The 23,252-nt window shown below is 70.4% G+C and carries 24 protein-coding genes; 1 reads left to right on the top strand and 23 read right to left on the bottom strand.

Annotated features, from left to right (window positions below):
- Positions 1-10: 10 nt before the first annotated feature.
- The 23 genes from AC4F3Q_RS09765 to AC4F3Q_RS09655 form a co-directional block, all read right to left on the bottom strand.
- Positions 11-484, bottom strand: a complete 474-nt coding sequence (locus tag AC4F3Q_RS09765; protein ID WP_491039797.1) for a chemotaxis protein CheX — start codon at positions 482-484, stop codon at positions 11-13.
- Positions 481-864, bottom strand: a complete 384-nt coding sequence (locus AC4F3Q_RS09760; protein WP_168447658.1) for a response regulator — start codon at positions 862-864, stop codon at positions 481-483. The genes AC4F3Q_RS09765 and AC4F3Q_RS09760 overlap by 4 nt, the downstream gene beginning before the upstream one ends.
- Positions 861-1,682 (bottom strand): CheR family methyltransferase, encoded by an 822-nt coding sequence (locus tag AC4F3Q_RS09755; protein WP_491039796.1) that lies wholly within the window; start codon positions 1,680-1,682, stop codon positions 861-863. Before AC4F3Q_RS09755 ends, AC4F3Q_RS09760 begins: the two co-directional genes overlap by 4 nt.
- A complete protein-coding gene (locus AC4F3Q_RS09750) occupies positions 1,679-2,788 on the bottom strand; it encodes a protein-glutamate methylesterase/protein-glutamine glutaminase (RefSeq protein WP_491039795.1) in 1,110 nt (369 codons plus the stop codon). Before AC4F3Q_RS09750 ends, AC4F3Q_RS09755 begins: the two co-directional genes overlap by 4 nt.
- Before the next feature lie 127 nt (positions 2,789-2,915).
- A complete protein-coding gene (locus AC4F3Q_RS09745; RefSeq protein ID WP_491039794.1) occupies positions 2,916-4,565 on the bottom strand; it encodes a HAMP domain-containing methyl-accepting chemotaxis protein in 1,650 nt (549 codons plus the stop codon).
- Positions 4,562-5,650, bottom strand: coding sequence for a substrate-binding domain-containing protein (locus tag AC4F3Q_RS09740; protein ID WP_491039793.1), 1,089 nt, complete (start codon positions 5,648-5,650; stop codon positions 4,562-4,564). The genes AC4F3Q_RS09745 and AC4F3Q_RS09740 overlap by 4 nt, the downstream gene beginning before the upstream one ends.
- A 280-nt stretch (positions 5,651-5,930) precedes the next feature.
- Entirely contained in the window at positions 5,931-7,175 is a 1,245-nt protein-coding gene (locus AC4F3Q_RS09735) for a methyl-accepting chemotaxis protein (protein WP_491039792.1), read from the bottom strand.
- A gap of 14 nt (positions 7,176-7,189) precedes the next feature.
- Positions 7,190-7,624: a chemotaxis protein CheW gene (locus AC4F3Q_RS09730; RefSeq protein ID WP_168447654.1), complete on the bottom strand. Its 435-nt coding sequence runs from the start codon at positions 7,622-7,624 to the stop codon at positions 7,190-7,192.
- Complete coding sequence (locus AC4F3Q_RS09725; RefSeq protein ID WP_491039791.1) at positions 7,624-10,026, bottom strand: chemotaxis protein CheA; 2,403 nt, start codon at positions 10,024-10,026, stop codon at positions 7,624-7,626. The genes AC4F3Q_RS09730 and AC4F3Q_RS09725 overlap by 1 nt, the downstream gene beginning before the upstream one ends.
- Positions 10,027-10,158: 132 nt before the next feature.
- The gene (gene csrA, locus AC4F3Q_RS09720; RefSeq protein WP_098458489.1) at positions 10,159-10,416 is read right to left on the bottom strand and encodes a carbon storage regulator CsrA; all 258 of its coding nucleotides are present in this window, start codon (positions 10,414-10,416) and stop codon (positions 10,159-10,161) included.
- A gap of 28 nt (positions 10,417-10,444) precedes the next feature.
- Positions 10,445-11,749, bottom strand: a complete 1,305-nt coding sequence (locus tag AC4F3Q_RS09715; RefSeq protein ID WP_168447652.1) for a hypothetical protein — start codon at positions 11,747-11,749, stop codon at positions 10,445-10,447.
- A complete protein-coding gene (locus AC4F3Q_RS09710; protein ID WP_491039790.1) occupies positions 11,727-13,787 on the bottom strand; it encodes a flagellar biosynthesis protein FlhA in 2,061 nt (686 codons plus the stop codon). Before AC4F3Q_RS09710 ends, AC4F3Q_RS09715 begins: the two co-directional genes overlap by 23 nt.
- A complete protein-coding gene (locus tag AC4F3Q_RS09705) occupies positions 13,784-15,019 on the bottom strand; it encodes an EscU/YscU/HrcU family type III secretion system export apparatus switch protein (protein ID WP_168447650.1) in 1,236 nt (411 codons plus the stop codon). The genes AC4F3Q_RS09710 and AC4F3Q_RS09705 overlap by 4 nt, the downstream gene beginning before the upstream one ends.
- Position 15,020: 1 nt before the next feature.
- The gene (locus AC4F3Q_RS09700; RefSeq protein ID WP_491039789.1) at positions 15,021-15,785 is read right to left on the bottom strand and encodes a flagellar biosynthetic protein FliR; all 765 of its coding nucleotides are present in this window, start codon (positions 15,783-15,785) and stop codon (positions 15,021-15,023) included.
- Between the two features lies 1 nt (position 15,786).
- Complete coding sequence (gene fliQ, locus AC4F3Q_RS09695) at positions 15,787-16,062, bottom strand: flagellar biosynthesis protein FliQ (protein WP_168447648.1); 276 nt, start codon at positions 16,060-16,062, stop codon at positions 15,787-15,789.
- Complete coding sequence (gene fliP, locus AC4F3Q_RS09690; protein WP_491040031.1) at positions 16,062-16,904, bottom strand: flagellar type III secretion system pore protein FliP; 843 nt, start codon at positions 16,902-16,904, stop codon at positions 16,062-16,064. The genes fliQ and fliP overlap by 1 nt, the downstream gene beginning before the upstream one ends.
- An 89-nt stretch (positions 16,905-16,993) precedes the next feature.
- Positions 16,994-17,641, bottom strand: a complete 648-nt coding sequence (locus tag AC4F3Q_RS09685; RefSeq protein WP_491039788.1) for a flagellar biosynthetic protein FliO — start codon at positions 17,639-17,641, stop codon at positions 16,994-16,996.
- On the bottom strand, positions 17,641-18,396 hold the full coding sequence (fliN, locus tag AC4F3Q_RS09680; protein ID WP_491039787.1) for a flagellar motor switch protein FliN: 756 nt from the start codon (positions 18,394-18,396) through the stop codon (positions 17,641-17,643). The genes AC4F3Q_RS09685 and fliN overlap by 1 nt, the downstream gene beginning before the upstream one ends.
- A complete protein-coding gene (locus AC4F3Q_RS09675; RefSeq protein ID WP_491039786.1) occupies positions 18,393-19,244 on the bottom strand; it encodes a flagellar motor switch protein FliM in 852 nt (283 codons plus the stop codon). The genes fliN and AC4F3Q_RS09675 overlap by 4 nt, the downstream gene beginning before the upstream one ends.
- Positions 19,245-19,457: 213 nt before the next feature.
- Positions 19,458-19,985, bottom strand: coding sequence for a flagellar basal body-associated FliL family protein (locus tag AC4F3Q_RS09670; RefSeq protein WP_491039785.1), 528 nt, complete (start codon positions 19,983-19,985; stop codon positions 19,458-19,460).
- Positions 19,986-19,987: 2 nt separating this feature from the next.
- Complete coding sequence (locus tag AC4F3Q_RS09665) at positions 19,988-20,920, bottom strand: flagellar motor protein MotB (protein ID WP_491039784.1); 933 nt, start codon at positions 20,918-20,920, stop codon at positions 19,988-19,990.
- Positions 20,917-21,684 carry a motility protein A gene (locus AC4F3Q_RS09660; protein WP_168447643.1) on the bottom strand — a complete coding sequence of 256 codons (768 nt, stop codon included), beginning with the start codon at positions 21,682-21,684 and terminating at the stop codon, positions 20,917-20,919. Before AC4F3Q_RS09660 ends, AC4F3Q_RS09665 begins: the two co-directional genes overlap by 4 nt.
- 3 nt (positions 21,685-21,687) lie before the next feature.
- The gene (locus AC4F3Q_RS09655; RefSeq protein WP_210727386.1) at positions 21,688-21,975 is read right to left on the bottom strand and encodes a flagellar FlbD family protein; all 288 of its coding nucleotides are present in this window, start codon (positions 21,973-21,975) and stop codon (positions 21,688-21,690) included.
- A 246-nt stretch (positions 21,976-22,221) separates the two neighbouring features.
- Here AC4F3Q_RS09655 and AC4F3Q_RS09650 point away from each other — a divergent pair.
- Positions 22,222-23,252 (top strand): HAMP domain-containing protein (locus tag AC4F3Q_RS09650; RefSeq protein ID WP_491039783.1); only part of this gene is annotated, 1,031 nt, incomplete at its 3' end.

Raw genomic sequence — 23,252 nt, 5'->3', positions numbered from 1 at the left:
GTTCTTCCTCTCAGACCAGCATCCACAGCGAGATGACGAAGCACGAACCACGCCACTCGAGCGGAGTCTGCGCCACCATCATCTCGCGTCCGAGCACCGGGGGCTCCGCGGCCACGGTCGGCAGCGTCAGCTCGGCGTGCTCGGGCAGAAGCGACTTCAGGTTGCCGCCGACGACGTTCGCGATCTCGCCGAACGCGTCGACGAGGTCCTCCTCGCCCACCACCTCGTCAGGCTCCATGCGCAGCAGGGCACGAACGACGAGGTGGGCGTCCGCCTCCTCCGCCCGGACCATCGTACGCACGCCGTGGGGCGAGTCGGCACGCAGCATGTCGACCCACGCCGTCACCGGGACGTCGAACGACTCGGGGACGACACCCTCGTGGACGAGGACCTCGCCGTCGTCGATCAGCGCGGCGAAGACGTCCTGGGCCACGCCCAGGATCTGCGAGGGGTCAGCGATCAGAGTGGTGTCGAGGGCGCTCATCGGACCTCCTGGACGGGGAGCAGCCCGAGCAGCTCCAGCTTGTCCCGGAGCGCGTCCGGGGTGAACGGTTTGATCAGGTACTCGTGCGCGCCGGCCGCGAGCGCACGGACGATCTGCCCGTGCTCCCCCTCGGTCGTCACCATCATGAGCGTGATGTCGCGCCACTCGGCGCGCTCGCGCACCTTGGTGACGAACGTCAGGCCGTCCATGACGGGCATGTTCCAGTCGATGCAGCACAGGACGACGCCGTCGTTCGCCTGGAGGGCGTCGAGAGCTTCCTGGCCGTCACCTGCTTCGATCGCCTCGTACCCGATCCCTCGGAGCACGGAGGAGACGATCCGGCGCATGGTGCGCGAGTCGTCGATGACAAGGGCCTTCATGAGTCTCTCCCTGTTCCCAGGCGGTAGATGGAGCTTCGGTCGACCTGAATGCGTTGCCACGTGTCGTCCACGCCGACCGTGGTCTCGGCTGCACCGAGGACCAGGTAGCCGCCGGGACGGACGACGCTGCGCAGCCGTCGCAGGATGTCCTGCTTGACGGGCAGCTCGAAGTAGATGAGGACGTTGCGGAGGAAGACGATGTCGAACGGTCCTCCGGTCGGTGGGGCGTCGAGCAGGTTGTGCTTGATGAACCGCACGCGGGAGCGGAGCTCCTTGCTGATCTCCCACTGCGCACCCGCACGGGTGAAGTGCTGCACGAGGTGCTTCGCCGGGAGGCCCCGGTTCACCTCGAGCTGGGTGTAGCAGCCCGACCGCGCCTTGTCGAGAACCTCGGTCGAGAGGTCGGTCGCGGTGATCTCGGCGCGCACGGAGGGCGGCAGGCACTCGTCGAGCGTGAGCGCGATCGAGTACGGCTCCTGGCCCGTCGAGCACGCCGCCGACCAGATCCTCAGGGTCGGCAGCACCCGACCCTCGAGGAGGCTCGGGACGATGTGGTTCGTGAGCGCCGTGAACGGCTGCATGTCACGGAACCACGACGTCTCGTTGGTCGTCATGGCCTCGACGACGAGCTCCTGCTCGTCGATGTCGGTCCGCCTGCGCAGGTCGGCGATGTACTGGTCGACCGACTTGCCCGTCCGGCGGGCCAGCGGCAGCAGCCGCGACTCCACCAGGTACTCCTTGCCCGGGGCAAGGCTGATGGCGCTCCTGCGCCGCACGAGGTCGGCGACGAACGAAAAGCTCTCGGATGTGAGCGTCATGCCGTCCTCCCTTCGATGAACTGGTCTGCGCGGTTCACGCGCGCGGTGATCGCCTGGGCGATCTCGTCGATCGGCAGGATCCGGTGCGTCGCGCCTGCGGCGGCGACGGCTCCCGGCATGCCCCACACGACCGAGGTCTGCTCGTCCTGCGAGATGACGGTGCCGCCGGCCTGGACGATCTCGCCCGAGGCGACCTTGCCGTCCGACCCCATGCCCGTGAGCACGACGCCGAGGATGTCCTTGCCGTAGCACGCGAGGACCGACTGGAACATCACGTCGACGCTCGGGCGGCAGAAGTTCACGGGCGGCTCCTGGTGGAGCTTGACGTGCGTGTTCGCCGACCGCCCGGCGAGGACCATGTGCCAGTCGCCCGGGGCGATGTAGATCGTCCCCGCGCGCGGCACCATCCCGTCGGTCGCCTCGACGACCGTCGAGGGTCCCATGCGGTCCAGCCGCGCGGCGAGCTGAGCGGTGAACACCGGCGGCATGTGCTGCACGACGAACATCGGCACCGGCAGCGGCTTCTGCAGGCCGGACACGAGCCGGGACAGGGCCTCGGGCCCTCCGGTCGACGAGCCGACGACGACCGCACGCACCGGGTGCGTCGGCGCCTTCGGCAGCGTCACGGCCTTGCGGACGACCGGCTCGGGCGTCCCTGCCGGGGCGCCCCGCCGTGCGGCGGGCAGCGAGCTGCGGAGCGACCGCGGAGCGAGCGCCCGGATCTTCGGGCCGAGCTGCTCCGCGACCTGCTTGAGGCTCTCCTGGACCGAACCGACGTTCGCCGGCTTGGTGACGTAGTCCGTCGCCCCGGCAGCGAGCGCGTCGAGCGTTGCCGTCGCACCGCGCGCCGTCAGCGTCGAGAACATGATGATCGGGACGCGGACGCCCTTGGCGCGCAGCGCACGGACCGCCTCGACGCCGTTCATGATCGGCATCTCGACGTCCATCGTGATGACGTCCGGCCGCAGCTGCTCGAACTTGCTCTGAGCGAGCTGGCCGTTCGCCGCCGTCCCCGCAACCTCGATGCCCGGGTCACTCTCGAGCGCCTGGACGACGAGCCGACGGATGACGACCGAGTCGTCGACCACGAGAACCCTGATCGCCATCAGACGTTCCTCCTGTCGTTCCGGTCGCCCGGGAGTCCTGGGGCGGGCCGTGCTGGCCCGCCCTGCGTGCGCGAGAGACGACGCATCGTCATGACCCCTATCGGCCGCACGACGGCCACGCTGAGGGTCACACCGAGAAGGTGTGCGCGTGGCTGCGCAGACGCTGCGAGATCGTCGCGAGGTCCGACACGGTCGTCGACATGTCCGAGACCGCGGCAGCCGACTGCTCGGCCGCCGTCGCGACGCCCGTGATGTTCGCGGCGATCTCGCCCGAGCCCGCAGCGGCCTCGGTGACCGCGCGCGCCATCTCGTTCGTCGTCGCCGTCTGCTCCTCGACCGCCGACGCGATCGTCATCTGGTAGTCGCTGATCGAGTCGATGATCGTGACGATCTCGCTGATCGCGGCGACCGCCGACTGCGTCTGCGTCTGCACCTGGGCGATGCGACGCGCGACGTCCTCGGCAGCACGTGCCGACTCGCCCGCGAGGTCCTTGACCTCGCTCGCGACGACGGCGAAGCCCTTGCCGGCGTCGCCGGCGCGAGCCGCCTCGATCGTCGCGTTGAGCGCGAGCAGGTTGGTCTGCTCCGCGATCGACGTGATGAGCTTGACGACCGAACCGATCTCCTGGCTCGACTCACCCAGCTCGCCGACCGTGCGCGACGCCTCGTTCGACATGGCGACCGCGGTCGTCGCGAACTGGGCGGCCTGGCTCGTGTTCTGCGAGATCTCCCGGATCGACGAGCCCATCTCCTCGGAGCCGGCCGCCGTCGCCTGGACGTTGCGCGACACCTGCTCCGCGGCCGCAGCGACGACGCCCGCCTGCGCGGACGTCTCCTCCGCGCCCGCGGCGACCTGCGTCGACGCTGCCGTGAGGTGCGAGACCGCGTCCGTCACGCCGTCGGACTCGACGATCACCGACGTCACGACCTCACGAAGGTGCCGCTGCGCGACGTCGTACGACCGGGCCATGCGGCCCAGCTCGTCGTTCGAGCTGACCGACACCGTGCGCGTCAGGTCGCCCTGCGCGAGCGCCTCGACCGACGCGTCGATCTCGCGGATGTCCCTCGTGATCCGGCGCGTCACCACGACCGCGAGCGCACCCGCCACGATCGCACCGACGACGAAGCCCGTCAGCAGCGCGACGATCGTCAGGCTGATCCGGTTGCTCGCCGCCTGCATGACCTCGCCGACGCGGAACTCCACCGAGCCCTGAGCGAGCTCGAGCGCACGGCCCGCACGGTCCGGGTCGCCGGCCGCGTCCGCGGTCAGCGCCGTCGCAGCGGCCTGCGCGTCGCCCTTCTCCACGAGCGGGCGCACCGTCGCGTCGCGATAGGACGTCCAGTCCGCCCAGCGGGTCTTGAAGTCCTCCCACTGCTGCGTCTGCGACTGCTCGTACCCGTCCAGCACGCCGATCAGGCGGGCGACCTCACGGTCGTTCCAGTCCGTCGAGGTCAAGATCTGCTGGCGCTCCTCCGGCGACTGCGCGAGCGCAGCGCGACGGATGTGCAGGTGGCTGCGGTCCTGCGCGGTGCGCAGGTCGCCGAAGCCCTTCTGCAGCTCGCCCGACAGCAGGTTGATCTCCTCCATGTCGCTGCCCGCGCGCTGGAGCGCGAAGGCACCCAGCCCGCCGACGATGCCGAACACGACCGCGAGGACGCCCATGACGACGCCGAACTTCACGCCGACCGGACGGTCCCAGAACCAGGCCAGCCGCACGCGACGGCCTCCAGGCTCGACGCCGTCGGGCGCCATGGTGGGTTCGCTGACGGTGCTCATCGGATCTCCTCCGCGGTGAACGCGCCCGACTCGACGAGCACGCGCTCAAGGTTGTCCTGGGTGACCAGCTGGGGGGTGAGCAGCATCGTCGGGACGACCTTCACCCCGTTGTCGTAGCTCGTCATGTCGTTCGTCTCCGGCTCACGGCCCGTGAGGAGCGCGTGCCCCATCGACACCGCGACCTCGGCGAGGAGCTGGGTGTTCTTGTAGATGGTGCTGGTCTGCTCACCGGCGACGATGGACTTGACCGAGGCGAGCTCCGCGTCCTGACCGGTCACGACGACGCCTGCTGGCGCGCCGTGGGACTTGATCGCCTCGAGCACCGAGATCGCGACACCGTCGTTCGGTGCGAGCACGCCGTCCGGCCGCTCCCCGCCCGAGTAGTGCGTCGAGAGCAGCTTCGTCATCCGCTCGTTGCTCTTCGCGGAGTCCCACCCCTCGGTCGCGATCGTCGCGAAGTCCTTCTCGCCGGAGGTGACGACGAGGTCACCCGCCGCGATGTAGGGGTCGAGCACGCTCATCGCCCCTTCGTAGAACACGGTGGCGTTGTTGTCGTCGGGCGAGCCTGCGAACAGCTCGACCGAGAAGGGGCCCGCGCCCTCGATCTTGTTGCCGTCCGCATCCTCGAGCCCGAGACCGCGGGCGAGGCTGTGCCCCTGCATGACTCCGACCGAGAGGTTGTCGAACGTCGCGTAGTACGCGATGTCGGGGGTGTCACGGATCAGACGGTCGTAGGAGACGACCGGGATGTCGGCGCTCGCGGCCCGCGCGAGCTGGTCCTTGAGCGCGGTACCGTCGATCGCACCGATGATCAGGAGGTCGACGCCGGCGTCGATCATGTCGCCGATCTGCTGGACCTGGACGGCGACGTCATTCTCCGCGTACCGCAGGTCGACGTCGTAGCCGAGGTTCTCGAGCTGCTCCTGGACGTCCTCGCCGTCGTCGACCCACCGCAAGAGGGTGGTCGTCGGCATCGCCACGCCGACGAGGGACGCGTCGTCCCCCTGGCCGGCCGCACAACCGGCCGCAGTCATCGCTACCGCAGCGACCATGAAGGCCGCCGCAGCTGTCCGTGCAGATCGCATCGCGCTGTTCTCCTCGTCGAGACCCGGTCGTGGCCACGGGTCTTCCTCGAAAGCGTGGGACAGACGTCCCACCATTCTCATCGGCGCCGGAGTCCCGAGAATGAGCCGTTCCGGCGCGGTCGGCACCGCGTGCGGGAGGCGCCCGGCACGCTCTTGCCCGGCTGTGCGGAGGCTTCCTGGCACGGGCGTGCGGGCATGAGCGTGCAGCGCACGTGCGGGCAGACGACAGAGGCGCGGGCCGCCCCCTCCGGGACGGCCCGCGCCTCTGGCGCAGCTCGTGTCAGCGCTTGAAGTGCTCGACCTCGCGACGCAGCGCGTTCGTCAGGTCCCCGAGCGACGCGACGATCGCCCCGGTCTCCTGAGCGGCCGAGTCCGCAGCGCTCGCCGTCGTCGCGACGCCGATGATGTTCGTCGCGATCTCGGTCGAGCCGGTCGCCGCCTCGGCGACGGAGCGCGACATCTCGTTCGTCGTCGCCGTCTGCTCCTCGACCGCGGACGCGATCGTGAGCTGGTAGTCGTTGATCGACGCGATGATCCCCGAGATCTCCTCGATCGCCGCGACGGCCTGGGCCGTGTCGTTCTGGATCGCCTCGACCTTGCGGGCGATGTCCTCGGTCGCACGCGCCGTCTCCTGGGCGAGGTCCTTGACCTCGGAGGCGACGACGGCGAAGCCCTTGCCGGCCTCGCCTGCGCGTGCGGCCTCGATCGTCGCGTTGAGCGCGAGGAGGTTCGTCTGCTCGGCGACACCCGTGATCGCGCGGACGACCGCACCGATCTCCTGGCTCGACTCGCCCAGGCGGGACACCGTCTCGGTCGTCGTGGCCGCGACGGTCGTCGCCTGCTGCGCGACCCGCGCGGCCTCGGAGGCGTTCTGCGCGATCTCACGGATCGACGCACCCATCTCCTCAGCACCGGCGGCAGCAGCCTCGACGTTGCGCGAGACCTGCTCGGCCGCAGCGGCGACGACGCCGGCCTGCGCCGACGTCTCCTGGACGCCCGACGTGACCGCGGTGGCGCTCCCCGTCAGGGACGACACCGAGCCGCCGAGCGTCTCGGTCTGCGCCTCGACGTTCGCGATGAGCCGCGCGAGCGACTCGCGGGCGGCGTTGAGGTCCTGGGCCGCCTGGCCCAGCTCGTCGAGCCGGTAGACGGGAGCAGGGACCGTGAAGTCGCCCTGCGCGACGGCGCCGAGCGCGCCGCGCAGGCCTGCGACCGACCGGCGCAGCCCGCTCGCCGTGCGCGTCGCCTGGACCCACTGGGCGAGCCCGCAGACGACGGCGACCGCGACCACGACGATGATGCCCGTCTGGCTGTCGGCCTGGAGCAGGTAGTAGACGCTCACGCCCGTGACGAGGACCGCGAGGGCCATCGAGCCGGTGAGCATGGCGACGAACTGCTTGCGGATGCTGCTCAGCTTGACCGGAGCAGCAGCGACGTCGCTGCGCTCCGCGTTGCCGTGGGCGGTGGGGTACGACGTACGGGCGACCGTCGGCCTGGTGGCGGTGGTGTGCGAGCCAGTGCTCATGGTGACTCTTCTCCTCAGGACTTCTGTTCCTTGAGCGTCGCCGCAGCCCTGATGTCCAGGGCGAGCAGCAGGGTGCGCTCGAGCTTGTAGACGCCGACCACGAGGTCGCGGACGGCGGGGTCGAGCGTGTCGGGCACCGGCTCGAACTGGGCGTCGTCCACCTCGAGCACCTCCCCGACGGTGTCGACGAGGAGCGCCACGGCCTCCCCGTCCACCTCGACGACGACCATCATCGGCTCGCTGCCCTCAGGCAGGGGGTCGAGCCGGAGGAGCGGGCGCAGGTCGACCGTGAGGACCACCTGTCCGCGCAGGTTCACGAGACCTGCGACGCCCTTCGGGGCGAGCGGCACGTGCGTGTGCGCCTGGTGGCCCAGGGTCTCCTGGACGTGCATGACGGGGACACCGTACGTGGCGCCGTCGATCATGAAAGTGACGTGCTGGGTAGCCATCAGGCGTTCACCGTCCGTGCCTCGAGGAGGGACGCGCCGTCAGGCTCGACGACGACGTCGTTGAAGTACTCGGGGTCGCCCGTCTGCAGGACGAGCGGCAGGTCCACGAGCTCGGTGACCTTGCCCGCGAGCACGACGAGCTGCTCGAGCCCGTACGAGTCCGCAGGACGGCGCTCCGCACCACGGTCGTTGACGATCTCGAGGATCTCGCCGACCACGAGGGCGACGGAGCGCTGGCCGCGGCTGAACACGACCACGTCGAGGAGCCCCTCGCGCGAGATGCCCGAGCCACCCAGGATCGAGTCGAGCCGGACGACCGGGAGGATCTCGCCGCGGTACTGCAGCACCTCGCGGTTGCCGAGCTGCTCGATGCGGTGCGCGTCGATCTGCTCGAGCCGCGTGACCGCGGAGAGCGGGACCGCTGCCCGGCGGGCGTCGTCGATCGCCACGATGAGGAGGTCCTGGCCGTCGGCGCCGGCGGAGACCGCCTCGACACGGTCGCGAGCGACCGCGATCTCGGCGGAGTCGCCTGCGAGGCTGCGGCGCGCGATCGCCTGGACGTCGAGGATGAGGGCCACACGGCCGTCACCCATGAGGGTCGCCCCGGCGTACGTGCCGACGGTCTTGAGCTGCGAGGCGAGCGGCTTGACGACGATCTCCTCGTTGTTCATCACGCGGTCGACGACGAGGCCGAAGCGCTGGTTGTCGGCGCGCAGGACGGCGATGACCATCGAGCCGTCCGCCTTCGACGGGGAGCGCAGCACGTCGGTCAGGCGCACGAGCGGGAGCAGGTCCCCGCGCAGGCGGTAGACCTCCGAGTTGCCGACGTGCTCGATCGCCTCGGCGGTGCGCTCGGTGTCGAGCGCGACGAGCTCGAGCAGGTTGACCTGCGGGATCGCGTAGATCTCGGTGCCCGACGCGACGGTGAGCGCGGGCATGATGGCGAGCGTGAGCGGGATGCGCAGGCGCCAGACGGTGCCCGCCCCGACCTCGGACTCGACCTCGACCTGGCCACCGATCGCCTCGATGTTCGAGCGGACGACGTCCATGCCGACGCCACGACCCGACACGTTCGTGACGGCCGACGCCGTCGAGAACCCGGGGAGGAAGACGAGCGACTGGATCTCGTTGATGCTCATCGCGTCGAGCTGCTCGACGGTCTTGAGGCCACGCTCGAGCGCCTTGGCGGCGACGGTCTCGGGGTTGATGCCCTTGCCGTCGTCGCGCACCTCGACGATGACCTGGCCGCCCGCGTGGTACGCACGCAGCGTCAGGACGCCGTTCTCGGGCTTGCCCGCGGCCGCGCGGCCGGCGGGGTCCTCGATGCCGTGGTCGACGGCGTTGCGCACGAGGTGGGTCAGCGGGTCCTTGACGGACTCGAGGAGCGAGCGGTCGAGCTCGGTCTCTCCGCCGATCATCTCGAGGTCGACGCTCTTCTTGAGCGCCGCCGCGAGGTCACGGACGACGCGCGGCATCTTGTTCCACACGTGGTCGATGGGCTGCATGCGCGTCTTCATGACGCCCTCCTGCAGCTCCGTGGCGATGAGCGAGAGGCGCTGCGAGGAGCGCGTCAGCTCGGGGTTCGCGTCGAGACCGGTGATCTGGGCGATCTGGTTGCGCACGAGGACGAGCTCGCCGACCTGACGCATCAGCTCGTCGAGCAGGTCGACGTCGACGCGGATGGAGGTCTCGGCGGTCGAGCCGCGCTGAGGTGCGCTCTCGCTCGTGCGCCCGACCTGCTTGTTGCCGGCAGGGGTCACGGGCGCTCCCGTGACGGGAGCTTCCGTGGCGGTCGCGGTCGCGGCGCGTGCGCCGCGGGGGACGACCTTGCGTGCGCCGACGGCCGGCTTCGGCGCGGGATCCTCGACGGGCGCGGGGACCTCGAAGGGCTCCGCGACGGCCTCGGGCTCGTCGTCCTCGTCGTCGTCCGTGTCCTGCGCCGACACCTCGGCGGGCGCGGGCTCCTCGGCGGCCGACTCCTCCGCGGGGGCCGCGGCGGCGGGCTTCGCGCCGGGACCGGCGTCGAGCATGCCCTGGATCCGGGCGACGACGGCGTCGGTCTCGACGCCCGTCTCGGAGCCGTCGGCATCGATCTGCGCGAGGATCGCGCGGACCGTGTCCACCATGAGGAGGAGCACGTCGGTCGTCGGCTGGTCCATCTCGCGCTTGCCGTCGCGCAGCTCGACGAGGAGGCCCTCACCGACGTGCGTCACCGACTCGAGCTTGTGGAACGCGAGGAACCCGCTCGTGCCCTTGATCGTGTGGATCGTGCGGAAGATAGAGCTGAGCAGCTCGCGTGAGCCAGGGTTCGACTCGAGGGCGATGAGGTCCTGGTCGAGCTGGTCCAGGTTCTCGTAGCTCTCGATGAGGAACTCGCGCACGATCTCGTCGACGCCGTCCATGGCACTCCTTCTCACGTCATGGCGGGCTTGGTGCCCGACAGCCGACCTATCGGACGGCACGTGAGAAAGATGAGCCGCGAACCTGCGGGAACCCCGGTGATCTGGGCGACGCGGGCGACGACCCGCGAGCGGTCAGTCCTGCGGCGGCGTCGCCGGACGAGGCGCGGGCGGCAGCAGGTCGAGGACCTGGTCCTCGCTGACCGCCGGGGCGGCGAGCGCCTCCTTGTTGGCGGCCGTGACGGCCTCGATGACCTCGGCGCGGTGCACCTTGAGGGAGCGGGGCGCATCGATGCCGATACGCACCCCGTCGCCCCGGGAGTCGAGGATCGTGACGACGATGTCGTCGCCGATGAGCAACCGCTCCCCGACCTTCCTGCTCAGCACCAGCATTCTTGAATCCTACCGTCCGCTCGGCGTCTCAGTCCCAGACCGCGTCCTCGAGGTGCTCCGCGAGGGTCGCGGCCCAGACGGGCGCGGACGCGGGCAGGCCGTCGAGGAAGCCGACCGGGACGCCGTAGGAGAGCACCTGGGCGGGCGCCGTCGACTCGGCGACCTTCGAGACGGCGAGCGCGTCGAAGTCCAGGTCCCGGCCCACGGCACCCAGCCAGCGGGTCGTGTCCTTCGCGGAGCGGTCCGCCTCGACGGCGGCCCACAGCTGGTCGGCGTCGAGGTCCTCGAGGAAGTCGGCGGCCTCGGCGCGCGCGTAGCGCTCGGAGCTCACGCAGAGCGCGACGACGAGCGGCAGCCCGGCGCGGCCCGCCTCCGTCGCGAGCTTGCGGGCGGCCGCCGCGCTGATGACCCAGCGGCCCGCGCCGCTCTCGACGGTGAAGTCCCCCGCGAGGGCGACGTCGGCGTCAGAGATGCCGAGCCGGCGCGCGATGACGCGTGCGGCGTCGACCGCGAGCTGGCCCGCACCCGCGACGACGACGACCGCGCCGGGCGCGCGCAGGGGCCGTGGGGCGCGCGGCACGTGCATGAAGATCTCGGAGAGCGGCAGCCGCAGGCCCGGGGCCGCGTCGACGTGGCCTGCGACGTCGCGCAGCAGCTCGATCGGCACGCCGACGTCGAGCAGCTCGCTCACGGTCGAGCCGCTGCTGCGCGTGACGACGGACGCACGTGCGGTGCCCACGACCGCGGACGGGACGACCTCCGGCGCGCTCGGGTCGAGACGGGACGCCTCGTGGCGCACGTCGGTGCGCACGTCACGCCCGTCGCCGGCGGCGCGCACAGGCTGGTCGTCCGGCAGGCGGCCCAGCACGACGTCGTCCCGGCTGACGCTGCGCGGCCGCGCCGCGACGAACCCCTCGGGCTCGTTCACGACCCCCGTGCCGACCGCGAGGTTGCGCACGGAGTCGAGGACGGACGCGAACGTGTCGCCTGTCGTGGAGAGCGCCGGGCCCTCGACAGGGGCGTGCGCCTGGGCGGTCGTCGACCGCTCGAGGGCACCCTGCTCCGCGGCGTCGGCCGCGTCGAGCAGGTCGGCGAGGCCGCGCACGCGCGGCCGCGGGACCTCGGGCGCACGCGCCGTCGTGCGAGCGTTCACGCCGTTCGGGTCCGGAACGTCGACCGTGACCTCGAAGTACTCGCGCGCGAAGAAGCCTCCGATGCCGCCCGAGCGGACGCGCTCGGCCTTGACGATGCGCGCCGTCGGGCCGTGCTCCCGGCGCACGCGCGCCATGAGGCTCTCGAGGTCAGGCCCGTCAAGCAGCAACTGCCGCGACATCGCGGACCACCCCCACCGTCTCGATCTGGATGCCGGAGCCCGTCACCTCGGTGTACGACAGCACGGTCGCGGGGCCGACCTGGCCTGCGACCAGGCGGTGCAGCGCGGGGCGGATCGCGGGCGCGCACACGAGCACGGGGTGCTCGCCTCGGCCCTCGGACTGCGCGCGGACCTGCTGGTACGAGACGAGCATCGCCTCGGCGCGCGGCACGTCGATCGACAGCTGCGTGCCGCCCTCCCCCGGACGCAGCCCCTCGAGGAGGGAGTGCTCGAGCACAGGGTCGAGCGTGATGACGCGCAGGACGTTGTTGCGGGCGTGGCTCGCGGTGATCGACGGGCCGAGCTCGCGGCGCGCCGCCTCGACGAGCCCCTCGGGGTCCGCAGAGACCTTCGCGCGCAGCGTGAGCGCCTCGTAGATGCGTGACAGGTCGCGGATCGCGACCCCCTCCGAGAGCAGGCCCTGCAGGACGCGCTGCACCTCGCCGAGCGACATGATCCCGGGGATCAGCTCTTCGACGACGGACGGGTTGACCTGCTTGACGCCCTCGGTCAGGACGCGGACGTCCTCACGGGACAGGAGGCGGTCGGCGTTCTGCGTGACGACGTTCGACAGGTGCGTGATGAGCACGGACACGCGGTCGACGACCGTCGCACCCGACATCTCCGCCGCGAACCGCAGCTCGGCCGGGACCCACTTGCCGTCGAGCCCGAACACGGGCTCGCGGACCTGGTCGCCAGGCAGGGAGGACAGGTCGTCGCCGAGCGCGAGCACGCGGCCCGGCGGCAGGAACCCGCGCGCGACCTCGACGCCGGCCACGCGCACCGCGTACGTCGCGTGCGCGAGCTCGACCGAGTCGCGTGTGCGCACGGGCGGCACGACGATGCCGAGGTCGAGCGCGATCTTGCGGCGCAGCGAGCGGATCCGGCCCAGCAGGTCGTCGGACGCGCCGGGGCGCACGAGGTCCACGAGGTCCGGAGACAGGTGGATCTCGAGCGCGTGGACGCGCATCTCCTCGATGAGCTGCTCGTTCGTGTCCTTCGCCGGAGCACCCGGGAGCTGGGTCGCGGCAGCCTGCTCGGCCTCGCGGGCCGCCTTCGCCTCGTTCGCCTTGAGCCGCTGCGACGCGATGAGCAGGAAGATGCCGACGACGAAGAACGGCAGCTTGGGCATGCCCGGGATCAGACCGAGGACGATCGCGCCGCCGCCAGCGATGCTGAGCGCCGAGCGTGACTGCAGGAGCTGGCCCGACGCTGCGGTGCCGAGGTCGTCCTCGGCGCTCGCACGGGTACAGATGAGGCCGGTCGCGACGGACAGCAGGAGAGCGGGGATCTGCGTGACGAGACCGTCGCCGACCGTGAGGAGCGAGTACGTCTCGAGCGCCTCGCCCGCGGACATGCCGCGCTGCATCATGCCGATGATGAAGCCACCGACGAGGTTGATGATCGTGATGACGATGCCGGCGATCGCGTCGCCCTTGACGAACTTGGAGCCACCGTCCATGGCGCCGTAGAAGTCGGCCTCGGCGGTGACCTCGGCGCGACGCTTGCGGGCCTCTTCCTCGGTGAGGATGCCGGCGTTGAGGTCGGCGTCGATCGCCATCTGCTTGCCGGGCATCGCGTCGAGCGTGAAGCGTGCGCCCACCTCGGCGACGCGGCCGGCACCGTTCGTGATCACGACGAACTGGATGACGACGAGGATCATGAAGATCACGAGCCCGATGACGAGGGAGCCGCCGACGACGAAGCTGCCGAACGCGTGGATCACCTCGCCGGCGAACGCGTCGCGCAGCACGAGACGCGTCGACGCGACGTTGAGCCCGAGCCGGAACAGCGTCGCGATCAGGATGATCGACGGGAACACGGAGAAGTCGAGCGGGCGCTTGACGTACATCGCGGTGAGCAGGATCACGAGGGAGAACGTGATGTTCACGACGATGAGCACGTCGAGCATGGCCGCGGGCAGCGGCACGACGAGGAGCAGGACGACACCGACGACGCCGATCGGCACCGCCAGCTTGCTGAGCCCAGCCTTCTTCATCGAGTCTCCCGTCCCGTCGATCCTGCGTGTGTCCCGCTCGTGCTGTCCTCGTGGCCCGGCGGCCGCGCGCTCGCGCGGCTCGCCACCCGGGCCGCGCGCCGCCGTCTGGCGCGCTCGGCAGCCGTCGGCGTGGGCGGCACGGGCGTCGGCGTGGCCATCGTGTGCTGGCCTGCCGAGGCGCCGCGACGCTTGAGCGCCATGACGAACGCGAGCACCTGCGCGACCGCGGTGAACAGCTCCTCGGGGATCTCATCGTCCACTCGGCACATTGCATGAATAGCCCGGGCCAACGGGATGTCCTGGACCATCGGGACACGATGCTCGGTCGCCATCTCACGGATGCGGGTGGCGACCGCCCCCTTGCCGGTCGCGACGACCTTCGGGGCACCCTGACCGGGCGTGTACCGCAGCGCGACCGCGACGTGCGTCGGGTTGACGACGACGACGTCGGCGTCGGCGACGTTCGCGATCATGCGGTTGCGGCTCATCGCCATCTGGCGCGCACGGCGCTGACCCTTGATGTGCGGGTCACCCTCGGACTGCTTGTTCTCGTCGCTGATCTCCTTCTTCGTCATGCGCGTCTGCTTGCGGTTGCGCTTCATGATGACGAAGAGGTCCGCGGCTGCCAGGACGAGGCCTGCGGCGACCGCCCACACGACGAGCTTCTGCACGCCGCCGCTGCCGACGCCGATGATCGTCGAGAGGGACAGGCCGCCGGCCGTCATGAGGACCGGCACGAGCCCCTGGATCGCGGTGTAGAGCACGACGCCGATGACGACCGTCTTGAGCAGCGCCTTGAGGCCCTGCCACAGCGCCTGGGCGCCGAACGTCTTCTTGATGCCCTGGACGAGGTTGAACTGCTTGAACGTGGGCTTGAGCTTCTTCGTCGCGATGTGCAGGCCACCCTGGGCGACGTTCGCGACGATCGCGGCCACGACCACGACCGCGAGCACGGGGGCGAGCGACACGAGGACCGAGCCGAGCCCGTCGGACAAGAACCGGACCGCCCGGTCCGCGGTCGGGTCGGCGACGATGTCGCCGAGACTGCGGAACTGCTCCTCCCCCACACGCTTCGCGTTGCCGATCGCCGCGGGCATCATGACCGCCGCGGCCCCGACGCCGAGCCACGCGGAGACGTCCTGCGACCTCTGCAGGGCGCCTTCCTTGCGCAGCTTCTTCATCCGCTGCGGTGTGGCCTTCTCGGTCTTCTCCCCGGCCGGTTCACCCGCCATGTCAGCCCACCCCCATCATGTCCGCGAACGACATGAGGACCTTGCCCGTGAGCGAGGACACCATCTCGGGGAGGCCGAGCAGAACGAACACCCCGAAGGTGAGCGAGAGCAAGATCTTCAGGGGGAACCCGAGGACGAACGCGTTGAGCGCGGGGGCGACGCGCGTGACCAGGCCGAGACCGGCGTCGGCGAGGAACAGCACGAGGATGAGCGGGCCCGCGATCTGCAGCGCGCACACGAACATCGTCGTGATCGTCTCGGTGAGCTTGGCGCCGAGGAAGGACAGGTCGAGGCCCGCGCCGACCGGCACGACCTCGAAGCTCGTCGCGACACCGAGGAGCATGACCTGGTAAGCGCCCGTCGCGAACAGCAGCACGATCGCGGTCATCTGGAACAGGCGCGTGAACTGCGCGCCGTTGACCTGAGAACCCGGGTCGTAGGCCTGCGCGATCTGAAAGCCGCCGAAGAAGTCGATGAAGGAGCCGGCGGCCGTGATCCCGGAGAAGATGAGCGCCACGAGGAAGCCCATGCCCGCACCGATGACGACGTTCACGGTCAGCGCGGTGATGAACTCGGCCGACGACATTCCGCCCGTCGTCCCGACGCGCGGCGCGGCCGCAAGCGCGAGACCGAACGCGAGCATGGCCTTGACCTGCCCCGAGAGCCCGCGATGGTTGAAGGGCGGGGCGATCACGAGGAACGCGGCGATCCGCACGCTGGCGAGCGCGATCGCCTCGATGGTGGTCAGCGCGAGCGTGACCGTCATGTCAGCCGCCGCCGAGGAGCCCAGGGATGCGGCTGAAGAGCTCGTTGGTGAACGCCACCATCTCCTCGATCATCCAGTGCCCGGTCACCAGGAGCGCGACCGCGACCGCGATCGCCTTCGGCACGAAGCTGAGCGTGACCTCCTGGATCTGGGTGATCGACTGCACGAGCGAGATGGCGAAGCCCACGACGAGGGAGGTGATGAGGATCGGCGCGGCGAGCTTGGCCGCGATCGTGAGCGCCTCGGCTGCGATGTCCAGGACGGCTGAGGTGTCCATCAGGTGTACGTCCCTACGAGCTGGGTGATGATCAGCGCCCACCCGTCCACGAGGACGAACAGCAGCAGCTTGAACGGCAGAGAGATCATCACGGGCGGGAGCATCATCATGCCCATGCTCATGAGAGCCGAGGACACGACGAGGTCGATGACGAGGAACGGCACGAAGATGACGAACCCGATGATGAACGCGGCGCGCAGCTCGGAGAGCATGAACGCGGGGATGACCGTGAGGATCGGGGTGCTCGCGGCAGTCTCGGGGTTCGGGCTGTCGGAGATTCGGGTCATCAGCGCGATGTCGTCCTCGCGGGTGTGCGCGAGCATGAAGTCGCGCAGCGGCCCGGTGGCGACCTCGACCGCGCTCGTGAAGTCCATCGAGCCGTCGAGGTAGGGCTGCAGCGCGAGGTCGTTCACCTGGCTCAGGACCGGTTGCATGATGAACAGGGACAGGAACAGAGCGAGCCCGGCGAGCACCTGGTTCGGCGGGACGTTCGTCAGTCCGAGCGCGTTCCTCGTGAGGCCGAGCACCACGAAGATCTTCGTGAAGCTGGTCATCATGAGCAGCAGCGCGGGCGCGACCGACAGGACCGTCATGCCGAGGAGCACGACGACGGAGCTCGACGGCTTCGCGCGGTCGCCGTCGACGTAGACGGACAGGGTGCCCTGGTCGCCGGCCGGGTCGGTGGGCGAGGTGGGCGGCGTCGGCGGCACGGGGTCGCCAGGGGCGGCGGGCAGGACGTGCGCGACCTGCGCGGCGACCGCGGTCGCGGGCGCGGCCTGCGCGGTGGGCGCAGCCTGCGCGGCGGGCGCGGTGACGACGCCGGCGAGCACGATCGCGAGCATCGTGAGCAGGACGAGGCCGAGGAGCATGGCGACCTCGCGCGGCGCAGGGCCGCGGCTCGAGCGCACGCGCGCCGTGGTGAAGGTGGAGGTCATCGCCGTCCCTGCTGGAGGGCCGTCGCGGCGCGACGCCACGTCGTGGGCGAGAGGATCGACCCGTCGAGGGTGCTCCCGCGCGACGTGAGGCTCAGGACCTGCGCGTCGCCGTCGTCCGCGGCGACGCGAGCCGCAGGCTCGGCCGGCTCGTCCACGTCGACCGGGACCTCCGTGACCGCGTGGTCGAGCTCGGCTGCGAAGACCGCCCCGCTCTCGCTCACCGCGGCGACCGGGGTCGCCTCGCGTACGAGGTCGTCGTCCGGGCGGACGGCGACGGCCGCGGGCTGCGCGGCAGGCGCGTCCTGCGTGTCGAGCACGGTCACGCCCTGCTCCCCCACGCCCAGCAGCAGGCGTCGACCACCGACCTCGACGAGCGCGAGCCCCGCCTTCGGGGTGAGCGCCTGCTTGCCGAGCACGACGATCGCGGGCGCCTGCGCGGCGCTGCCGCCACCGCGCAGCGCGTCGCGCACACGGCCGAGACCGCGACCGAGCACGCCCGTGGCGCGCCCGGCGCGCGGACCCGTCGCCGCGCCGCCGACCGGACCCTTGCCGGAGCTCAGGCGTCGGCCTGCCCACCAGATCAGGCCCAGAACCACGCCCAGGGAGACCAGGGCGCGCAGCAGCACGACGACGGTGTCACCCATCACAGACCTGCTTGCCCCAGGTCGACGATCTCCGTGACGCGCAGGCCATAGTCCTCGTCGACGACGACGACCTCGCCGCGCGCGATGAGGCGCCCGTTGACCATGAGGTCGGCGGGGCTGCCCGCGACGCGGTCCAGCTCGATGACGGCGCCGGGGACGAGCTCGAGGACCTGGCGGACCGGGAGCTTGGCGCGGCCGATCTCGGCGGTCAGCGTCATCTCGACGTCGTAGAGCATGCGCATCGTGGACATGTTCGTCAGGTCCATCGGGCGGATGTTCTTCTCCTCGACGGGCTTGGCCTCGGAGGCCGGGGCCGCAGGCGCGGGCGCCTGCTTGATCCGCACGGCGAACCAGCCCTGGACCTCGTCAGCGACCGTGAGGGCGAACAGGTGCGTGCCCGGCACGACGAGCAGGTCGGAGGCGTCGGGCGCGATGCGCACGTCGGAGAGGACACCCTCGCCGAACGAGTCGGACGCCGCCTGCAGGGACGGGCGCAGCGCGTCGGCGAGCGACACGGACGCACCGCCCGCACCGCCGAGCGCACGGTCCACCGTCTCGCCGACGACGACGACGAGCTCGGCGCTCACCGCACCGACCACGTTCGCGACGACCCCGGCGCCGGTCGGCGCGAGGTCGTCAGCCTCGACGCTGCGGACGGCCAGGGGCACGTCCGACGGGATCAGCTCGACGAGCGCGAGCGCCGCCTTGAGCGCGAGCTCGGACTCCACGGCCAGGGCCGCCTGGGTCTTCTTCATCGTTCGTTCTCCTCAAAATCCACGACCTGGCAGGCAAGCTGACGGCCGTTCGCCCCGGCCACCGCATGGGCCAGGACCTTGTCGTCGACGACCACGTCCAACGGACGTGATGCGGAGTGGTTGAGCATGATCAGGTCCCCCACCTGCATCGCGAGGATCTCGCGCGGGTGGACGGTCAGGGGGCGCAGCTGCACCGTGAGGTCGACGGGGACCTCACGCATGCCGGCGTGCATCTTGGCGCGGGCCGCCTCGGTCTCGGCGTCGGCGGCGCGGCTCTTGCTCGCGGCCTCCCCTGCGCGCAGCGCGTCGAGGAGGTGCTCGGCCGGGACCATGAACGTCGCGGTGTCGCGGTCGTCACCGATCGCGATCGTGTACGTCAGGACGATGACCGGCTCCGACGCGGGCACGAGCTGCGCGAACTGCGGGTTGTACTGGAACCCGCCGAGCTTGATGTCGAGCGGTGCGACGGCGGCGAACGCGTAGCGCAGGTCGTGCAGGTTGGACTGCACGAGGTCCGTCAGGAGCGCCGTCTCGATCTCGGTGAGCTCACGGGCGGGGACGACCCCGCGCAGGCCGGGCCCCCCGAGGAGGTAGTCGACCCACAGGAGCGCGAGCTCGACGGGCGTCTGGAGGACGGCCGTCGACCGGCCGTTCTCGACGGAGCCGACCGCCATGAGCGTCTGGTCGGCGAGCGTCGCGATGTACTCGTCGTACGAGATCATCTGGACGGTCTCGAGACCGACGCCGCAGACGACGCGCAGGCGGGAGGTGAGCTGGGTCCCCCACTGGCGTGCGAACGTCTCGCCCGCGACCTCGATCGCACGAGAGTGCTCGCGCGCCAGGGTCATGGGTCGGCGGAAGTCGTAGGTCTCCACCGTCGGAGCTGGCCGAAGGTTGCGTTGTTCCGTCACGACAACCTCGATCGGCACGGGCACGTCCGAAATGAGAAGTACTGCGGCACCACGCGCAGAGCGCGTCGACGCGCGGGCGTCGACCACTTCGCCAGGCGCGGGCCGGTCGCGGCGGCAGGCGCGGAACCGCGCGCCTGCCGCCGCGTGCGGCTACTGGGCGACGAAGTCCGTGTAGTAGACGCCCATGACCTGGTCCGCCCCGTAGATCTCCTGGAGCGAGGCGGTCAGCTCGTTCTTGAGCGCGGCACGCCCTTCCGCGCTCTTGATCTCGGTGACCGGCCGGCCGGAGAAGAGCGCGATCGTGGCGTCCTGGGCCTTGACGAGGTCGATCTCGTGGGCTTCCTCGGTGAGCTGGAGGCCCAGGCCGATGCGGAGGTAGTGGTTGCCGTCGAGGTTGATGTTCATCGACTCGAGGGTCACCATCTCGCCCGCGACGGGTGCGGGCGGCTCCTTCGCGGCGCCGTCGTCCTTGCCCGCGACGAGGAAGAAGTAGGCGGCTCCCGCGAGGATCGCGACGACGAGGAGGCCGACGACGATCCACGGCAGCTTGCCGCGCCCCTTGGCCTTCTCGGTGGACTCGGGCTCGGGGGCAGCGGTCTCCGTGCGCTCGCGCGGCTGGATCTTGTTCGCGCCGATCTTGGGCTTGGCGCCCATCACGCGCTGCTCGACGACGGCCATGGCTACTCCTTCTCCTGCTGGCTCGCGGGGGCTGCGGCCGTGGCCTCGCCGTCCTGCACGGCCGAGCTCTTCTTCTTGCGGTTCTCGTCGACGACCGTGAGCAGCTCACGGATGCGTTCGGGCTTGTCGCTGAGCACGACGACGTCGGCACGGCGGTTGGCCGCGAGCGACTTCGTGTCGGTCTTGTCGACGAGCGGGCGGGCGTCGCCGAAGCCGACGGCGGACATCCGCGCGGGCTCCAGCCGCGACTTCTCGACCATGCGGCGCAGGACCGTCGTCGCGCGTGCGGACGACAGCTCCCAGTTCGTCTTCGCGGTCGAGCCGGTCGGGACGATGTCCGCGTGCCCCTCGATCGCGATCTCGTTGTTGATCGTCCGCAGCGGCTTCCCGACAGCGTCGATCACCTTGCGCGACGTCTTCGTCAGCTCGTTCGACGCGGTGTCGAAGAAGACGTCGGTCGTGATCATGCCGACGACGAGCCCACGCTCGGTGATGCGGAACGTGACGGCGTCCGACAGCTTGACGCGCGCGAGGTTCTCCTCGATGTGGTCGCGGATCTCCTCGAGGTGGTCGTACTCGGCCTCGGCCTCGGCGTAGTCCTGGGCCGAGAACTCACCCTCGGAGCCGTCGAACGACCCCGTGACGACGCCCGACGAGATGCTCGGCGCGATGTCGTTGATGTCCTTGACGTTCAGGACCTCGCCGTGCTCGTTCATCAGCCCGGCCTTGTCGACGAGGACGACCGAGTCCCCCGCACCGAACCCGGACGAGAGCGACTGCGCGAGCTCCTCGTACTTGGTCTGGTCGACGGTGCTGATCGCGTACATGACGAGGAACAGCGCCATCAGCACCGTCATCATGTCGGAGTAGGAGACGGCCCACCGCTCGTGGTTCTCGTGCTCCTCTTCCTCGACCCGCTTGCGGCGCCTGCTCATGCTGCGTCCTTGACCTGCTGGCCGGGCGGGAGGAGGCTGCGCAGGCGCTCACCGACGAGGCGCGGGTTGGCGCCCGACTGCACGGAGAGGAGGCCCTCGAGGACGATCTCCATCTGAGCGCACTCGAGATCGGAGATGCGGGCGAGACGGCCGCCGAGCGGCAGCCACATGAGGTTGGCGCTCGCGAGGCCCCAGAGGGTCGCGACGAAGGCCGCGGCGATCATGTGCCCGAGCTCGTCCGGGCTCGCGAGGTTGGACAGCACGTGCACGAGCGAGACGACGGTGCCGACGATGCCGATCGTCGGGGCGTATCCACCCATCGTGTTGAAGAACTTGTAGATGACCTTGTCGGCGCGACGCTTCGCGTCGATGCGGTCCTCGAGGATGACCCGCAGGTCCTCCGGGTCCGTGCCGTCGATCGCGGCACGCAGACCGTCGCGCAGGAACGGGTCGTCGATCGTGCGCGCCTCGTCCTCGAGCGCGAGCAGGCCCTCGCGGCGGGCGCGGTCGGCGAGCTGCACGATGCGCTCGATCGACGCGTCCGGAGAGGGCACCTTCGCCGTGAACGCCCGCGGGATCGCCCGCATCGCGCCCTTGAAGTCGACGAGCGTCGAGCTCGCGAGGGCTGCGCCGATCGTCGCGCCGAACACGAGGATCATGGGGGCAGGGAGCAGGATGCTCTGGATCTGGGAGCCCTCGAGGTAGATCATCGCGATGATCCCGCCGAAGCTCACCACGAGCCCGATGATGGTTGCCGGATCCATGCGTCAGGACCTCTCGTCGTCGGTGAGGGTGGGCACGACGCTCAACCCGGACGGCCGCTCGGTCGTCTGGTCGTACATGGACTCTGCCTGCAGCTCCTGCGCACGCGCGACGAGCCGGGCCCGGTAGTCGACCACGAGGTCGATCACCGTCTCCATGTCCTCCTGGACGATGTACTTGGTGCCGTCCATCAGCGTCAGGATCGTGTCGGGCGCACTGTCGATACGCTGCACCAGATCCGGGTTCACCGCGAAGCGCGGCCCGTTCAGGCGCGTCACAACAATCACAACCATCACCGATCCTTGGTGTCGTCACCGGTCCGTCCATGAACCGTCACGAGCCAGATCGGTGCCCCCGGCCGCGATATGAGACATTGACCAGAGCCGGTGTGTCCCGTTTGTCGAAGATGACAGCACCACCCTGGGAAAACGCTTCCAAAGTCCTGTTGAACACGCCCACCGTCGGCCGATGAACACCTCATGAGGGACGTGACGTGGCGCACGTCCCCACCGCACAAGCACCAGCATGAGGAGACCATCGTGTCCACCCCCTCGGAAGAGACGGTCGAAGACCGTCCCGCCCGCACACCGCTCGCCAGCCGGCTCCGTGACGTGTCGATCCGCACCAAGATCATGGGGCTCGTCGTCGGCGCGCTCGTCGCCTGCCTCGTGATCGGCGCGACGGGCGCCGTCGGCCTGGTCCAGGCACGCACGAGCATGGGCTCGATGGCGGACGCGACCGAGCGGCTCCACGACGCCGTCCTCGACGTCAACAACGAGGTGTGGCGCACCCGCGCCGCCGCGCTCGACCTCGCGGCGTCGACCGCGGACCAGCGCACCGACGCCGCCGCCGAGGTCGAGGCGGCCACGCAGAGCGCCACGGCGTCGCTCGACGTGCTCTTCTCCCTCTTCGTCGAGGTGACCGGCGAGCAGTCGTCGAACCAGGAGCACCTGACGACCGCCTGGACCCAGTACTCCGACGTCCTGACCCGCGGCCTCGTCCCCGCTGCGATCGCGGGCGACATGCTCACCGTGCACTACCTGCGCACGGGCAAGGCGGCGAACTTCGGCGCCGAGGTCGTCACCGAGCTCTCCGAGACGACCGTCCAGGTCACGCAGACCGCCGACCGCATCCAGGACGAGGCCGACGCACTGTCCACGTTCATGATGACCGTCATGATCGCGACGATCGCCGTCGTCATGGCCGTCCTGCTCGCGCTCGGTGTGTTCGTGACGCGCCAGATCCGCCGTCCCGTCGCCGCGGTGCGTGACGCCCTCGAGCGTCTCGCCGAGGGCGACCTGACGAGCGAGGTCGACTTCACCGCGAAGGACGAGATCGGTCAGATGGCCGCGTCGCTCGTCGCCGCGCAGGCGAACCTCCGGGCGACCCTCGAGCTCGTCGCGGCCGACGCCAGCGCGGTCGCCGCAGGCGCGCAGGACCTCGCCGCGACCAACTCCGAGCTCGCCTCCGGCGCGCACGAGGCCTCCGCCGCCGCGGGCGTCGTCGCTGCCGCTGCCGAGCAGGTCTCCCGCAACGTCCAGACCGTCGCCGCCGGCGCCGAGCAGATGGG

The sequence above is a fragment of the Flavimobilis sp. BM9 genome (genome assembly GCF_058313055.1).
Note: the sequence above shows the minus strand (reverse complement) of the source record. Positions and strands in the feature narration are given on the sequence as shown.

Coding starts and splice junctions, on each gene's coding strand:
- AC4F3Q_RS09715 (WP_168447652.1), bottom strand. CDS start 11,749: ATGTCGCGGCAGTTGCTGCTTGACGGGCCTGACCTCGAGAGCCTCATG.
- AC4F3Q_RS09760 (WP_168447658.1), bottom strand. CDS start 864: ATGAAGGCCCTTGTCATCGACGACTCGCGCACCATGCGCCGGATCGTC.
- AC4F3Q_RS09765 (WP_491039797.1), bottom strand. CDS start 484: ATGAGCGCCCTCGACACCACTCTGATCGCTGACCCCTCGCAGATCCTG.
- AC4F3Q_RS09755 (WP_491039796.1), bottom strand. CDS start 1,682: ATGACGCTCACATCCGAGAGCTTTTCGTTCGTCGCCGACCTCGTGCGG.
- AC4F3Q_RS09700 (WP_491039789.1), bottom strand. CDS start 15,785: ATGACGGTCACGCTCGCGCTGACCACCATCGAGGCGATCGCGCTCGCC.
- AC4F3Q_RS09740 (WP_491039793.1), bottom strand. CDS start 5,650: ATGCGATCTGCACGGACAGCTGCGGCGGCCTTCATGGTCGCTGCGGTA.
- csrA (WP_098458489.1), bottom strand. CDS start 10,416: ATGCTGGTGCTGAGCAGGAAGGTCGGGGAGCGGTTGCTCATCGGCGAC.
- AC4F3Q_RS09750 (WP_491039795.1), bottom strand. CDS start 2,788: ATGGCGATCAGGGTTCTCGTGGTCGACGACTCGGTCGTCATCCGTCGG.
- AC4F3Q_RS09665 (WP_491039784.1), bottom strand. CDS start 20,920: ATGAGCAGGCGCCGCAAGCGGGTCGAGGAAGAGGAGCACGAGAACCAC.
- AC4F3Q_RS09725 (WP_491039791.1), bottom strand. CDS start 10,026: ATGGACGGCGTCGACGAGATCGTGCGCGAGTTCCTCATCGAGAGCTAC.
- AC4F3Q_RS09730 (WP_168447654.1), bottom strand. CDS start 7,624: ATGGCTACCCAGCACGTCACTTTCATGATCGACGGCGCCACGTACGGT.
- fliP (WP_491040031.1), bottom strand. CDS start 16,904: ATGCTCGCGATCGTGCTCGCCGGCGTCGTCACCGCGCCCGCCGCGCAG.
- AC4F3Q_RS09710 (WP_491039790.1), bottom strand. CDS start 13,787: ATGAAGAAGGCTGGGCTCAGCAAGCTGGCGGTGCCGATCGGCGTCGTC.
- AC4F3Q_RS09735 (WP_491039792.1), bottom strand. CDS start 7,175: ATGAGCACTGGCTCGCACACCACCGCCACCAGGCCGACGGTCGCCCGT.
- AC4F3Q_RS09675 (WP_491039786.1), bottom strand. CDS start 19,244: ATGACCCTGGCGCGCGAGCACTCTCGTGCGATCGAGGTCGCGGGCGAG.
- AC4F3Q_RS09745 (WP_491039794.1), bottom strand. CDS start 4,565: ATGAGCACCGTCAGCGAACCCACCATGGCGCCCGACGGCGTCGAGCCT.
- AC4F3Q_RS09705 (WP_168447650.1), bottom strand. CDS start 15,019: ATGGCGGGTGAACCGGCCGGGGAGAAGACCGAGAAGGCCACACCGCAG.
- fliQ (WP_168447648.1), bottom strand. CDS start 16,062: ATGGACACCTCAGCCGTCCTGGACATCGCAGCCGAGGCGCTCACGATC.
- AC4F3Q_RS09655 (WP_210727386.1), bottom strand. CDS start 21,975: ATGGTTGTGATTGTTGTGACGCGCCTGAACGGGCCGCGCTTCGCGGTG.
- fliN (WP_491039787.1), bottom strand. CDS start 18,396: ATGAAGAAGACCCAGGCGGCCCTGGCCGTGGAGTCCGAGCTCGCGCTC.
- AC4F3Q_RS09660 (WP_168447643.1), bottom strand. CDS start 21,684: ATGGATCCGGCAACCATCATCGGGCTCGTGGTGAGCTTCGGCGGGATC.
- AC4F3Q_RS09670 (WP_491039785.1), bottom strand. CDS start 19,985: ATGGCCGTCGTCGAGCAGCGCGTGATGGGCGCCAAGCCCAAGATCGGC.
- AC4F3Q_RS09685 (WP_491039788.1), bottom strand. CDS start 17,641: ATGGGTGACACCGTCGTCGTGCTGCTGCGCGCCCTGGTCTCCCTGGGC.